Source organism: Moritella sp. F3, assembly GCF_015082335.1.
GTDB lineage: Bacteria > Pseudomonadota > Gammaproteobacteria > Enterobacterales > Moritellaceae > Moritella.
This window is the reverse complement of sequence record NZ_BLRL01000003.1, coordinates 105,589-117,657: the sequence shown is the minus strand read 5'-3', so window position 1 is coordinate 117,657 and position 12,069 is coordinate 105,589. Positions and strand designations below refer to the sequence as shown.

General features: G+C 40.4%; 11 protein-coding genes. 4 read left to right on the top strand and 7 right to left on the bottom strand.

Annotated elements, in window-relative coordinates:
- The first annotated feature begins 209 nt into the window (after positions 1–209).
- A complete protein-coding gene (locus JFU56_RS06780) occupies positions 210–578 on the top strand; it encodes a hypothetical protein (protein WP_198436542.1) in 369 nt (122 codons plus the stop codon).
- A gap of 67 nt (positions 579–645) precedes the next feature.
- On the opposite strand, the gene JFU56_RS06775 is transcribed toward JFU56_RS06780, so the two are convergent.
- The gene (locus JFU56_RS06775; protein ID WP_198436541.1) at positions 646–2,016 is read right to left on the bottom strand and encodes an NAD-dependent succinate-semialdehyde dehydrogenase; all 1,371 of its coding nucleotides are present in this window, start codon (positions 2,014–2,016) and stop codon (positions 646–648) included.
- 139 nt (positions 2,017–2,155) lie between these two features.
- Between JFU56_RS06775 and JFU56_RS06770 the strand changes: the two genes are divergently transcribed.
- Positions 2,156–3,058, top strand: coding sequence for a LysR family transcriptional regulator (locus JFU56_RS06770; protein ID WP_198436540.1), 903 nt, complete (start codon positions 2,156–2,158; stop codon positions 3,056–3,058).
- A gap of 170 nt (positions 3,059–3,228) precedes the next feature.
- Positions 3,229–4,278, top strand: coding sequence for an alpha/beta hydrolase (locus tag JFU56_RS06765; RefSeq protein WP_198436539.1), 1,050 nt, complete (start codon positions 3,229–3,231; stop codon positions 4,276–4,278).
- Between the two features lie 108 nt (positions 4,279–4,386).
- Here the strand turns inward: JFU56_RS06765 and JFU56_RS06760 are convergent, their stop codons facing one another.
- Complete coding sequence (locus tag JFU56_RS06760) at positions 4,387–6,438, bottom strand: alkyl/aryl-sulfatase (RefSeq protein WP_198436538.1); 2,052 nt, start codon at positions 6,436–6,438, stop codon at positions 4,387–4,389.
- A gap of 119 nt (positions 6,439–6,557) precedes the next feature.
- Positions 6,558–7,565, bottom strand: coding sequence for an AraC family transcriptional regulator (locus tag JFU56_RS06755; RefSeq protein ID WP_198436537.1), 1,008 nt, complete (start codon positions 7,563–7,565; stop codon positions 6,558–6,560).
- 318 nt (positions 7,566–7,883) lie between these two features.
- Here JFU56_RS06755 and JFU56_RS06750 point away from each other — a divergent pair, with 318 nt between their 5' ends.
- A complete protein-coding gene (locus JFU56_RS06750) occupies positions 7,884–8,150 on the top strand; it encodes a hypothetical protein (protein ID WP_198436536.1) in 267 nt (88 codons plus the stop codon).
- A gap of 115 nt (positions 8,151–8,265) precedes the next feature.
- On the opposite strand, the gene JFU56_RS06745 is transcribed toward JFU56_RS06750, so the two are convergent.
- From JFU56_RS06745 to JFU56_RS06730, 4 genes are all read right to left on the bottom strand, one after another.
- Complete coding sequence (locus JFU56_RS06745) at positions 8,266–8,760, bottom strand: nitrous oxide reductase accessory protein NosL (RefSeq protein ID WP_198436535.1); 495 nt, start codon at positions 8,758–8,760, stop codon at positions 8,266–8,268.
- A gap of 94 nt (positions 8,761–8,854) precedes the next feature.
- The gene (locus JFU56_RS06740) at positions 8,855–9,673 is read right to left on the bottom strand and encodes an ABC transporter permease (protein WP_198436534.1); all 819 of its coding nucleotides are present in this window, start codon (positions 9,671–9,673) and stop codon (positions 8,855–8,857) included.
- On the bottom strand, positions 9,670–10,659 hold the full coding sequence (locus JFU56_RS06735) for an ABC transporter ATP-binding protein (protein ID WP_198436533.1): 990 nt from the start codon (positions 10,657–10,659) through the stop codon (positions 9,670–9,672). Before JFU56_RS06735 ends, JFU56_RS06740 begins: the two co-directional genes overlap by 4 nt.
- Complete coding sequence (locus JFU56_RS06730; protein ID WP_198436532.1) at positions 10,656–11,996, bottom strand: nitrous oxide reductase family maturation protein NosD; 1,341 nt, start codon at positions 11,994–11,996, stop codon at positions 10,656–10,658. Before JFU56_RS06730 ends, JFU56_RS06735 begins: the two co-directional genes overlap by 4 nt.
- Positions 11,997–12,069 lie beyond the last annotated feature (73 nt).

The window sequence follows — 12,069 nt, the reverse complement described above, 5'->3', positions numbered from 1 at the left end:
GCTTAATATGAAACTAATCAGCACGTCTTATGACGTGCTTTTTTATGGCTGAAACATACCTTAGCTTTATTATTTATCACCGCTATTCACCATTATCTATTTATAATAAATCTTATATTTGGTAGTGTTTATCGTAATGAAATAAAATGCACATTTACGCTATACGTATTGTTGGATAATAAACTCATACGTTAAGGGAATCGATTTATATGCCTCATGTAGAAATTAAATATTCTGATAATTTAAACATTAATGTTGATACTATTTTTAATGATGTCGAAAGTATTATCAATGGAAAAGATGCCAGCGCTGGCGAATGTAAATCAAGAGCTTATCCTTGTTCTCAATATAAATACTCGCACATACTCGTGACAGTATCATTATTAACAAAGCCTCATCGAGATAAAGCATTCACCCAGAATTTAAGTCTCGAGATTGAGAAAGCAATAAAAGTCCACCTTAAACAAAGCTTATATTTTTCGTTAAATATAGAATATAGCCTAGATTACTACACGACAAATATACACAGTGTGGATGGTGATAAGTTAATGAGCATGCTTGATCGTGTCACAAATTAAACATAACAAATTAAATGACACAAAAAAGCACGCTAGCGAGCGTGCTTTTACTTACCTACTTGATAGATTAAAGTGAACGTACGAGTTTTTTATTTACAAACTCATCCATTCCCGCTCGGCCTAGTTCTCGTCCAAATCCAGAATTTTTCACGCCACCAAACGGTAAACAAGGTTCTGAAATCGTGTGGCTATTGATAAATGAAACGCCGGTTTCTAGTTGTGAAGCGATAGCGCGGGCTTTGTCTTCATCACGAGATATGATTGCAGAGCTCAGGCCGTAAGCGCTGTTGTTTGCTAGCGCGATAGCCTCTTCTTCTGATGCAATTTTGTAAATAACAGCAATAGGTCCGAATAACTCACGGTCAAAGATGCTAATCTCTTCAGTAACATCAGTCAGTATTGTCGGTTTCAGCCATGCACCCGCTAATGACTCTCGCTCTCCACCTGTGACTAAGGTTGCACCTTCTGTTACCGCATTTTGAATCTGTTCAAGTAATGACTGACACTCTTTCTCGCTAACAAGCGGTGCGTACTCAGTGGTCATATCCATTGGGTCGCCGGCTTTCATTGCTGCCATTTTTTGAGTAAACAATGACATAAATTCATCGTAAACTTCTTCAGCAATGATAAATCGCTTAGCCCCGGTACATACCTCGCCAGAATTGAACATCTTAGCAATTAAAGCTATGTCTGCCGCTTTTTCAACATCAGCATCAGCCAGGACAATAAATGGATCATTGCCACCTAACTCCATCACCACTTTCTTAAGGTATTTACCTGCTAGTGCCGCTACCGCAGAGCCTGCGCGTTCACTGCCTGTCAGTGATACACCTTGAACACGTTTATCGCTAATAACCAGCTCAGATTGAGATGCTGACATTAATAGGTTGGTGATAACACCTTTTGGAAAACCTGCTTCTTCAAAGAGTTCAGCAAGTGCAATCGCACACTGTGGGACATTAGATGCGTGTTTAAATAGCACTGTATTACCGGCCATCAGGTTTGGAACCGCAAAGCGAATTACTTGATAAAATGGGAAGTTCCACGGCATAATCCCGAAAATAACCCCCATAGGTAAGCTCTCAATATGTGCTTTGCCTGCTTGTACATGCTCGATTGCTTGAGGTTTTAGGAACTCTGCAGCATGTTGGGCATAGTAGCGACACATATCTACACAGTTAGGAATTTCCCACTCAATGCCTTCACGAAACAGTTTGCCCATTTCTTTGGTCATCAATGCAGCATAGTGACTTGCATTTTTTTCGAGTAAATCAGCAACGTTCAACAACAGTTGAGCACGCTCCTCGACAGAGGTATTTCGCCAATCTAGAAACGCAGAATGAGAACTATTGATCGCAAGTTTAATCTCTACGTCAGAGATAGCATCAAAACTCTTTTCAAGTTCGTTGGTGTAAGGATTTAGCGTTTGAATTGCCACGTTATATTCTCCAAGTGTGTCTGATATTGACGATGTGTTTCAATGCAGAGAATAATAAAACATGCCCTTTTGTTGATATATAGCGTTATAGTTGATTTACTGTTGCAGTGTGATGACAAATAAAGTGAGAGGATCATTAATGATAAACAACGTCAACCTAGCGGATATTCGATCTTTTGTGCTTATTGCTCAATTGGGTAATTTCACTAAAGCCGCTGAAGCCTTATCCGTTTCTCGCTCTCATGTGTCCCGGCAAATAAGTTCGCTTGAAAAACAAATGGGCGTGACACTGCTTACTCGCTCCACGCGTAGTTTGAAGCTAACTCAAGCAGGTGAACGCCTTTATCAAGAGTGTGAGAAATCCATCAACGGAATAGATCAAGCCTTGATTGCAGCAGTCGATGATACCGAAGAGGTGCGTGGACTTATTAGAGTGAGTTGTGTAGGGGGTTATATTGGTGAAAGTATCATATCTAAGTACCTTGCTGACTTTATGCTGGAATACCCGTATATCCAAGTTCACCTCGATTTTAGTAGCCATCGAATAGACTTGATCCAAGACGATTTTGATATTGCTTTTCGTATGGGACAGCTAGAGGATTCAGGCTTTATTGCCAAGAAATTAATGGATATCGAGATCATAACGCTGGCAAGCCCAAGCTATATCAAGCAATACGGTAACCCTGAACACCCTAAAGAGCTGGGTGATCATCGATGTCTTACAGGCTCTGTTAAGCGTTGGAGTTTCCAATCAGTTGAAGATCAAAATGAACAGCTTGATGTTACCGTCGAGGGGCATTTAGTTACGAAGAACGGCCATGCACTTATTACCAATGCGCTAATAGGAAACGGTATTATCCGAGTGCCTCGCATGTATTGTCGTGATGCGATACGTGACGGGGAACTAGTCGAAATTCTACCTCAATGGCATATACCCTCCGTTTTATTTTCAGCTGTATACCATAGAGATAAATATCAACCTAAGCGGCTCAGAACATTTATTAATTTTATCAAGCAGCGCTTTGAAGCCGATTTATATTGATCGATTTCAAATAAGGCAGCCCTAAGTAGCACAAATTAGAGAGTATAAGTTATATTTATTGTTGAGTTATACTCAACACAGATTTGCATTACCAGCTATATATCAACAATGAAACTCTCCATATAATTCGTCTTGTTTTCAAAACAGCCTGAATTTAATTGGAGAATAAAATGAAAAAGCTTAAATCAATTAGTCTATCTTTAGTAGCAGCAGCGATGCTTAGTGCAACCCCTGTCATGGCTGATACCTTCCTTGGTGCTGAATATCAGCAGGGCAAGAACAAAGTATCTTTTTTAAGTGAAAATGTACGTGTCGCAGGTAACGTATTCTTACCTCCTCACTATGATGCAAATAAGAGCTACCCTGCGATTGTTGTTATCACGCCTGCAAGTGGTGTTAAAGAGCAGACGGCTGGTATTTATGCAGAGAAAATGGCGAAGGAAGGTTACATTACGTTAGCATTCGACCACCGCACATACGGTGCAAGTGGCGGTTATCCTCGCGGCATGGAAAACGCACCAATGAAAGTTGAAGACATTAAGAATGCCATCACTTTCTTAAGTAACTTCCCTGGCGTAGATCCAGAACGAGTGGGTGAACTCGGTATTTGTTCTGGCGCTGGTTACAGTATACAAGTAGCAACACAAGACACGCGTTTAGATTCAGTGGCGACAGTCAGTGGTTTTGTTGATTTTACTGATTATGGCATGGGCGGTGCAACCCAGTACATGGATCAACTCACTGGCGACCCAATCGAGCAATACCGTCAACAAATTCAAATGGCGAGCGATGCACGCCAAAAATACTATGAAACAGGTGAAGTTGTTTTAGTTGATGGTATTCCGTCAGCTGAAAAGGCCAAAACAATGAACGAGTTTTGGGTTCGAGCAGCTGACTATTACCGTAATCCTGAGCGTGGTGCAGCAGCGGTGAACTACACGCCACTGCGAGCAGCGATGTCATTGGATACGCGTTATGCCTATAACCCATCAGAAAACATGAAGCTAATTGGTGATACGCCATTCCTAGCGATTGTTGGTACGGAAGCACTGTCAGCTTACTTTAGTGAAGTAGCTGTAACACGAGGCCTTGAAGCAGGTAAAGATGCAGAACTATTTAAAATTGATGGTGCGCAACACTTCGACCTTTATGACCAAGAGAAATACGTCAACCAAGCGGTTACTAAGCTTGATGAGTTTTTCTCAAAAACACTACGCTAATTAAATTCTGAACGACAAAAAGCCATCGTGACAGACTAAATACATAAAAAAAGCACGCTATAAATAGCGTGCTTTTACTTACCCAATTACTTTTTCATCAACACCCAATTAAGGTGTAACGATATTAAACACACCTTCAGGTTGATCAAGTAATGAGAAGAAGTTAACTAAACCAAGTTTACTGCCTTCAATACTCAAGTCATCTGAAAGTAATACTTCAGATACGCCTGCTACACCAATAACCAAATCAATAAACAACTCATGGCTAATGTTTAGTGTTGCATCCGCAGCCTTATCTTTAGGCGCAAGTTCATGGCGTAATACGGCGTTATCAAGTTTTAACACATAGTTTTTATCTAAATCAGTGAAATTAATGTTCAACGTAAACTCTTCACCAAATGCTTCAGGACCAATCAATCGCGCAGCCATACTTTCAAAGAACTTATCAACTGGCGTTTCTAGCATAATCACTTTCATCGATGCTAAGTCGATCACTTTGTCTGCCGCACCATGACGTAACTCGTAGGCTCCAGATAAGTAAACATCACGCCAAGGCGCTGATTCAGCTTGATAACCTAACTGATCATAACTACTCGCAAGTAATTCTTTTGCAGCTTTATTGTCAGCATCTGCAAACACAAGGTGGTTTAATAGCTCAGCACTCCAACGGTATTCACCTTTATCATAAGCCGCTTGTGCATTAATGATAACCGCTTCTGCACCGCCCATTAATTTCACATACTTAGCCGCAGATTCATATTCAGGTAATGGATCTAAGTTAACAGGGTTTGCATCGTACCAACCAAGATAAGCCTGATAAATGGCTTTAGCATTATGTTTCACTGTACCGTAATAACCACGGCTAGAGAAAGTATTAGCCAGTTTTGGTGGCATTTCGATTTCTTCAGCAATTTCTTTCGGTGTTAAACCTGCATTCATCATACGTACAGACTGATCGTGAATATATTGGTAAGTATCTCGCTGAGTCACCAAGAATTCATTGATATTATCTTGTCCCCAGACAGGCCAGTGGTGAGAGCCAAAGTAAATATCAGCTTCTTTTTGTTCTTCAATGGCTTCATCAATCGACTTACTCCACAACACAGCATCACGTACATGTGCACCACGTAGGGTATACAAGTTATGCATCGTCTTAGATACCATTTCGGCACCACAATATGCTTTCATTGCTGGTAAGTAGAAGGTGAATTCCGATGGCGCTTCTGTGCCAGAGACGATTTGGAATTCAAATTCAACACCATCAATAATTTGTGTTTCATTACTACTAACCGTTAACGTTGGCGCTAAGATACTGAAAGTGCCAAATGGGACTGCTTTACCTAGACCTGCATCAACGTGGCCCCTTTCTGAGCGTGGTAATAAATTACCATACATATAACTTGCACGTTTACTCATTGCAGGACCAGCAATGATATTTTCATTGGTCGCTTCTTCCATAAAGCCACCCGGAGCAACTACTTCAATATCTGCAACATCATTACCAGCCGCTTCAAGTAATCCATTCACACCACCAAAATGATCCATGTGGCTATGGGTAAATACGATGGTCGATACAGGGCGGTAGCCCAGTTGCTTATTCACAAAATCGAGGGCTTTTTTCGCCGTTTCTGACGTTGTTAGCGGATCAACAATGATCCAACCGGATTTACCTTCAATGATTGTCATATTGGCCAAATCGAAACCACGAATTTGGTAAATGCCTTCCGTTACTTTAAACAGACCATTGATATTGTTTAGTTTAGCTTGGCGCCACAGGCTTGGGTTGACACTGTTTGGCGCTTGCCCATTAATAAAGTCATAAGCAGACAAATCCATGATTGTTGTGCCATCTGTGTACTTAACAACAAACTCTGGCAGAGTTGCAATAAAGCCACGGTTAGCATCGGTAAAATCTTGCTTGTTTTCGAAAGGAAGTTCTTCTAATACTGATTGATTCAGTTCAGTGGTATATTCAGAGGCTGGCGTAAAACCGTATTTATCTGGGTTAGTGCTCGCGAATTTCTCATCATCGCTTTGTCCGCAAGCAGCTAAAAATAAACTACCTGAAGCAATAACTGCTAATGGTAAGTGTTTCTTTAAATTACAATTGTTGTAGATCGTGTTTTGAATACGTCTGCTTAAGTTCTTTTTATTAAACATGTCCATCTAGCCATTAGTAGTTATGATAATGACAAGGTATCACAACTTATTAACAAGCTGTTTATCATTTTGCGCCCACTTAGTATTTGAATCTAAGCGCGCTGTCAATGAACTTATTTTTACGATAATTGTTTACGATGATCTTCACGGTATTGCGACGGCGATTGGCCGAACCAGGCTTGGAATGCGCGGGTAAAGTTACCCATATTTTTATAACCTAAGTTTTCTGAAATGATTAAGATTGGCTCTTCTGTTTTCGTCAAATAATGTACTGCCAATTCTTGGCGCTTGTGCTTTAAGATATCTCTAAAACTCAAACCTTCTTCTTTCAAACTACGACTAATTGAACGCACACTCATGTTTAACATCACCGCGATTTCGTCCAGAGTCGGTTCACTATGAGCAATTGAACTGTGTATAAGGCGCTCAATCTTTTCAGTTAATGACATTTTATCGAGGTCAGAATTAATGGCCATTTTCTTTTCAAGCATGAGGCTTTTTACTGAGAACTGCGTTAACACAGATTTATTCAACCACAGACAATTAACTTCCTGAGCAAACTTGGTCTCACAGTTAAAACTATCTGACCAAGGACGTGTACTTTTAGGCTTATTACGCACAAAATCAACGTGATGTATAAACGAATCGGAATCAACAAAGTCATTAATGATACTGACAAAAGAAGAGAAAAACGCATCAATAGACATATCACTGATTTCAACACCTTCCAGTGGTGAGATAGTTACGCCCAGTAAATGCGGGGTATTATTCAACGTAAGACACACTGAATTACTTAACTTACCGTAATAACTCGGCAAGCCTTCAAGGACTTGCAGCAAAGAGTCCGACTTTTTGATAAGGTGATTATAAATATGATTCTTTTTTATATTTGAGTATTGACCGACAATCAGGCCAAAGTGTGGCATCTGCGTGATCAGTGCGACTTCTTTCCACAATGCCGTCATCTGTTTTATATCAAGCAAGGAATTCGGGTCATCCTGTATATCCGTTAATGAGATACCAGCATTTTTAAACACCTCATTAGGATTAAACCCTCTCGCATCTAGCGCATTAGCGATAGATAAACTCCATGCCGCGATCGTTGTATATTTAATTGCTTGATTCATAATCTATAAACCTTTGAAATTACGTATTTATTATTTAAATATAAGTTATTAATACTCATCCGTTTAAATTAACAATTAATATACTAAATTTAAAGGGGCTTACCAACATAATCAAGTTTAGGCCTATACAATCAAGCCAACTGCTTAAAGCATCAGCGTTTCATCCATCAACATTAATACCGAGTACATTAAATAAGTAGTCAATTAACCAATTGCTTCGGTGCTAGAACCAAGTAATTATGTTTAACACCCTAAAAGCTGTCATACTATGGCGATAAAATTTAGTATTTTGATGACGAAGAATAAAGTGAGACAAAAATGATCAATATTTACCGCGTATCTTTTCCTGATGGCAGTGTTTATATCGCAGCAAAGAAAACACCACCAGCAAACGCAATTAAAAGCTACGAGTGGGCAAAAGGTCACGCAGACCCAACACGTCCATTAGTTGCAGCATACTTAAAAAGTAAAGGCCAAAGTACATTAGAATTATTACATTCTGATCTAACTCCAGACATGGCTAAGAAATTAAAAAGAAGATATATCGTTGAAGCAAGACAAGCAAAACAATACGTTGTTGTGTAACGTTTAATGAAGCGATATAGCGTGTAGCGATACACGCTAAAAACACACATAACAATGGATCTGTTTGTGTGTTTCTTATGATGACTACAACTCCCAGCCTTTACACCCGTTTTAGTTAAAGATCTGCAAGCGTTATGTCATCGAATGTATACAGTTGGCCACCGAATTCCTGCACAAAAATCTCCGCATCTGATTTAGCACTAAAACTACCTAACGTCTGCCCCATCGCGCCTTTTTTACTTGAGCCGATGACAAACCAAGCTGCTTTAGCATCGATAAAATGCTCATCGTTCGGTTGACCCCAAGGGGATTTACTCATGTCATGCACAAACACTTCTTTCACTTGGCGTTTGTTTTCAGGCTGTAGAATAAAGCCAAACAGATCCCGCGTAGAACAAAATTTATTAATATTGTCTTGGTTGGCGGTATAACTTTCGCCTTTAGGCCCAGGGAAGTTACTGATTGTCATGCCACATAAATGACAGCTATCCGCTTGTTCAATCTTTACTGCTTGTTGCACCATGACTTGCTGCTCTGTTGGTTCACTGCAGCCGACAGAAAATGCCAGAAATAAACCGAGAGACAACACTTTTAGTTTCGAGTTAAACATAGATATTCCTTCATTAATTTAATGCGATTTAGAGTTTGGGTTATCATGTTGATTATGAATAAAATCTTGGTTATACATAAAACGTTAAGAATAGCTACAGGTTTTTATTGGCAAAGACGACTCTCGCCACTGTCAAAGGCACGAATACCCACGCTACCATGATTGTCATTAATACGGTGATAGACTGGCTGGAGTTAATTGCCACTGCAATCACGCCATTTACATCGCCACTATCGAGCGCCGCTAGGTTAATCAAGCGAAACACATCGGCAGGATTAAACATCATCACATTGACTAATCCCTGCTGGGTCAGCCCATCGTCCACGCCCACTAATGCCGCCAGCAACGCCAAATCAAAAACCAATACAAAGAAAAACCACACCAATAAGGCGATACCTGCGGCTTTAGATTTTTCATTAACAGCAATGCTGATGACGTAAGCCACACTGATAAATACCAGCCCCAGCAAGGTGGCGGTAACAATGAATAATCCAAAAGCAGCAAATACACCATCAAATCCAGATTGAAAACCAATCATAACCGCGGCACTACCAAACCCCAGTACGGTCGCTAAGGTGATAATCGCGCCTTGACCAACAAACTTGCCAAATAACAACTGCCCTTTACTCAGCGGATATGTCAGTAACAACAATAAGGTACCCGCTTCCTGCTCACCGACAAAACTGTCGTAACTCAGTAACAACGCAATGAGCGGGATCAAAAACACTGCCAGACTAGACAAACTAGCAATTGTTGAAGACAGCGAAGCGCCCCCTTCTCCGCCAGAGGCTGCAGCACCGTAATAACTCAAGCCTAACGATAAAATGGCGAACACCGCCGTAATTGACACGAACCAGCGGTTTCTTAAACCATCTTGAAACTCTTTACTGGCAACCGCTAAAATAGCATTCATGATGCGACTCCTTCATTGATTGCTGTCGTCGTGGCGATGGCATTGGATAAGCCTTGAATGACGCTAGCACGAGTACCAGACATGCCTTTAATAGCAGCGGCATGAGATAAATAATACTGATACAACACCTCTAAACTGGCGGCTTCTACACTTATATCAGTCAGCCCGTCATATGACATAACTTGCTTTAACACATTGATCTTTTCATGTTCCTGCACATGCAAACTGCCGTCGCCTTTAATGAAACCGCTTAATAACGGGTCAGCATTTAATTGCGCAGCAATACCTTGCGTCTGAATAATCACAGGTAAACAGGCTTGCTCACGTAACTGCGCCAAACTGCCAATCGCAATAGCTTGCCCGCCCGATAAGATCATCGCCCGTTCGATATGTTGCTCAACACCAGGTAATACATGTGAGCATAAAATAATGCTAGCACCACGCTGCTTTAAACTATCGACAGAGTGATAAAATTCTTGCGTCGCAGTGGGGTCTAAGCCGACTGTAGGCTCGTCAAGTAACAACAATTTAGGCTCACCAAGAAAAGCTTGCGCAAGTCCTAACCGTTGTCGCATGCCTTTAGAGTAGGTTTTTACCTGGCGATTCATCGCATGGTTCAGTCCCACTAACGTCAACAATTCAGTAACTTGTCGGCGTGGCACCGATTTTAACTTGGCAAAGTAACTCAATACTTCGACACCGGTTAGGTGATCATAAAAACTAACGTTTTCAGGTAAGTAACCGATGTGACGACGGTCTTGCCACGCTTGCTTGGATTGCGGATCACGACCAAAAATAGCGACGTCACCACCGCTGGCTTTTTCAATACCTAAGATGATTTTCATCATGGTTGTTTTGCCAGCACCGTTGTGACCAAACAGCCCTAAAACTTCCCCTTCGGCAAGCTGTAATGAGATATTATTTAACGCTTTTAATTGCTGAAAATGCTTACTGACATTGGTCATTGCTACAATTGAAGAGGTCATAATGAGTCTGTTGCCTCGCTAATTTTTGTGGACGTATTGTGAATACTACTCGGGGTCATTAATGGGTGACTATCTTTTACACCGCCGGGTTTTAATATCGGAAATTGATTTTGCACCCAACGTAATAGCAATACCGCCGGACTATCGAGTAACACTTTCGCTTCAGGATATTCCCATATCATCTTATCAATACCGTCATTGGGCTCAAATACAGTATCACCTTTGCCGTCACCATCAAGATCCCAGCCTAGATAGTTGCTCCAGTAATTACCGATACCATCAACACTCCATTCTTGGCGTTTGTTAGATACGTATTTCACTTGGATAGGGTTATTAATAAAGTTGTTACCGTATACCTTTGAATGCTCTGAACCCGCGGTTAAATGAATGCCAATTTCAGCGGTATCAACAGTATTGAATTTTATGGTGTTGTAACCTGAGTTGTAGATGAATAATCCTTTACCATCACGTCCTAATACCTTGTTTTCAGGTTTGGTCCAAACATCTTTTATGTAATTATTGGAAATTTCTGAAAAAGTAATGAAGTTGAGTAAAAATCCATAGTCTTCGGTATTCAAACTGCGGTTACCTGATACAGTTAATTTACGTGAGCTCATTAAGGCATAACCCACTCGGGCGTTATATGAAAAATTATTCAATACCTTGTTATTATGTGAATACATATAGTGGATACCAAAACGCAGATCATGCAGGGTATTGTTTCTAAGTTCATTTTCTTGGCTGGAAATAATATACAAGCCATCACGTGTTTCGCTTACCGTATTGCCTTCTACTAAGGCTTTTTTTACCATAGAAAGCTGAATACCATTACCACGATCTGAGGTGCGTAATGCGGCATTACCCGTCACACTATTATTCTTGATTAATACATTTTGGCTACGTTGGATCCAAATACCGAAGCCATCACCCGTTAACGTATTACCTTGCACTGTGATGTCAGTGGATTTTTTATCGCTATAAATACCTGAGTTCTGCTCTGTTAAGTCATTTCCCCAATTGTTAATGGTCAGGTTTTTAATGGTGATATTTGAATTACGTAACTCAATACCATGACCGCTACCGCTGGCATTAATCACAACATTATTTTTACCCGTCACAGTCCCTATTTCACCAGTAACAGTAATGCGTTTGTTAACGATAAAATTACCTATGTATTCGCCTGCGGCAATAATGACAACATCACCACCATCAGCACCGTTTAATGAGGCTTGGAGATCGTCATCAGGCGTAACATGAATGTTTTTCGCCAAAGCAGCCAACGGCAAACAGATCAATAATATAAACCATGTAAATACGGTAAATGCACTTTTAGCCATTAACATTCTCTTTCAGTCATAAAAAGATAATAACAGAGAGTCTTTGCTGTGCGACTCTCTGTTATTTAATAAG

What these genes read in the sequence shown, in the direction of transcription:
- JFU56_RS06780 (WP_198436542.1), top strand. Translation starts at nt 210, where the DNA reads ATGCCTCATGTAGAAATTAAATATTCTGATAATTTAAACATTAATGTT.
- JFU56_RS06770 (WP_198436540.1), top strand. Translation starts at nt 2,156, where the DNA reads ATGATAAACAACGTCAACCTAGCGGATATTCGATCTTTTGTGCTTATT.
- JFU56_RS06765 (WP_198436539.1), top strand. Translation starts at nt 3,229, where the DNA reads ATGAAAAAGCTTAAATCAATTAGTCTATCTTTAGTAGCAGCAGCGATG.
- JFU56_RS06760 (WP_198436538.1), bottom strand. Translation starts at nt 6,438, where the DNA reads ATGTTTAATAAAAAGAACTTAAGCAGACGTATTCAAAACACGATCTAC.
- JFU56_RS06755 (WP_198436537.1), bottom strand. Translation starts at nt 7,565, where the DNA reads ATGAATCAAGCAATTAAATATACAACGATCGCGGCATGGAGTTTATCT.
- JFU56_RS06750 (WP_198436536.1), top strand. Translation starts at nt 7,884, where the DNA reads ATGATCAATATTTACCGCGTATCTTTTCCTGATGGCAGTGTTTATATC.
- JFU56_RS06745 (WP_198436535.1), bottom strand. Translation starts at nt 8,760, where the DNA reads ATGTTTAACTCGAAACTAAAAGTGTTGTCTCTCGGTTTATTTCTGGCA.
- JFU56_RS06740 (WP_198436534.1), bottom strand. Translation starts at nt 9,673, where the DNA reads ATGAATGCTATTTTAGCGGTTGCCAGTAAAGAGTTTCAAGATGGTTTA.
- JFU56_RS06735 (WP_198436533.1), bottom strand. Translation starts at nt 10,659, where the DNA reads ATGACCTCTTCAATTGTAGCAATGACCAATGTCAGTAAGCATTTTCAG.
- JFU56_RS06730 (WP_198436532.1), bottom strand. Translation starts at nt 11,996, where the DNA reads ATGGCTAAAAGTGCATTTACCGTATTTACATGGTTTATATTATTGATC.